Source organism: Bartonella sp. ML69XJBT (assembly GCF_028618515.1).
Taxonomy (GTDB): domain Bacteria; phylum Pseudomonadota; class Alphaproteobacteria; order Rhizobiales; family Rhizobiaceae; genus Bartonella.
In genome coordinates this window covers 1-1557 of record NZ_JAQITB010000107.1, presented here as the reverse complement: position 1 = coordinate 1557, position 1557 = coordinate 1, and the positions used below count along the sequence as shown (strand labels likewise).

2 protein-coding genes and 1 pseudogene are annotated in these 1557 nt (G+C 42.7%); all 3 read right to left on the bottom strand.

Going from position 1 to position 1557, the window contains the following annotated elements; all coding sequences use genetic code 11:
- Window positions 1-68, bottom strand: a 68-nt coding sequence (locus PVV68_RS10335) for a tail protein X (RefSeq protein WP_342753069.1), incomplete at its 3' end; no start/stop codon positions are given.
- Window positions 65-445 carry a phage tail protein gene (locus PVV68_RS10330; RefSeq protein WP_273783029.1) on the bottom strand — a complete coding sequence of 127 codons (381 nt, stop codon included), beginning with the start codon at window positions 443-445 and terminating at the stop codon, window positions 65-67. The genes PVV68_RS10330 and PVV68_RS10335, both read right to left, overlap by 4 nt.
- Before the next feature lie 5 nt (window positions 446-450).
- Window positions 451-1557 (bottom strand): annotated as a pseudogene (locus PVV68_RS10325) (phage tail protein); the annotation flags it as partial.

The window sequence follows — 1557 nt, the reverse complement described above, 5'->3', positions numbered from 1 at the left end:
TTGGCGTAGTATTTCCAGCAAATGGCATCAACCATATCGCCTTCTTTTGTCATGTAAAGATCACTCATAGCTCTTCACCATATTCTCTCAAATTGATGGTAAATTCTTGTTTTTTTGGGCTGCCATTTTGATGAAAAACACTTTGCTTTTCTTTGACAGAAAGGATGACAAACTTGCCTAAAATCCTCCCCTGACCCGTCACAAGGATATGAGGTCCATCATGTGCCATTTGTCGTAAATATTCCAGTTGTCTATAACCGCCTTTAAAGTCTGGATAGATCACACCTGTTAGAGAAAATTCCGCATTTGCAACAGCTGGTAATTGAAGAGCAGCCTTGCGCCTCAATCGCCCTTGCTCGACCCATGGAATGTTATAGGTCATATCGAGGGCTTGATAGGCTGCTGTTTCAATGGAAAAAATAAAATGCCCTAAAGCTAACATCATGATGTTTAATCCGAAAGGCTAGAGGCGATAGCCAAGCGCTGTTGTTTAGCGTGGCGTTCAAGGGCTTGACTGACTGCGGCATGGATGTCTTGTGGAGAGCCATTTCCTCCTGAAATATTTAAATTTGTAATGGTTATGGGGGCGTTCACTTCTGTTGGTTTATGCACCATAATGGGTTCTGGAACCTTGAAAGATTCAACCTTTACATTTGTCGCCTGCATTTGTCCTGTTTCAACTATGCCTGTATTAAAACCACTCTTGCCTTTTCCTGATGGAGCATTGGAAACAGTTGCTGTCTCAAGCATTCTTTTTGCTCGTGCATTGGTTTCATCGGTAAAGGTTTTAATGGTTTGGGTTGAATTTTTATCGATTGTAGCACTAAATCCTAACTTTTCTCTCATCCAGTTTGGCATCCAACTGGTTAATGTGTTAATTATGCCGCTAAACCAATCGGAGAGAGCATTCCATTTGCTTTTGATGCCATCCCACAATCCTCCAATCAGATGGGCACCTGCATCCATGAGATTGACTCCAAACAACCACTCAATCAATGCATTGATTTTTTTGGCAATCCAAGAGAGTGGTGAAAAGTTTTTAAAGAGTGTAAAGAGGTTACTGAAAACATTACTGCATAAATTAGCCAAAGAATTCCACAAATTGCGTAAGAAATTCATGACCGTATCCCAATTTTTATAAAGCAGATATCCGGCACCTACAAGGGCTGCAATGCCAGCCATTATCCAACCAATAGGTGTGGTCATGATTGCGATACCAAGCGATATAAAAGCAGAACCAACGGCGGTTATTGCTGGAATAAGTGAAGCGACAAGACTTACCGCGAGACCGGCAACTGCAGAAGCAGCCGGTGCCATTGCCGAAATGAATGCCACGGTAAGAACTGCTCCAACTGCGGCCAAAGATGCAGCCATCCAGCCATTGAGTTTATGCCAATATTTATAGAGTACAACAAGTGCTACAATACCGCCAATGAGCCAACCAATAGGGGTGGTCATCATAGCATAGCCAAGGCTAACAAACGCTACTCCTACGGCTGCTAATGCGGCAATGAGTGGACCAAAAATAAATGAACCAAGGGCGACAAGACCTATCTT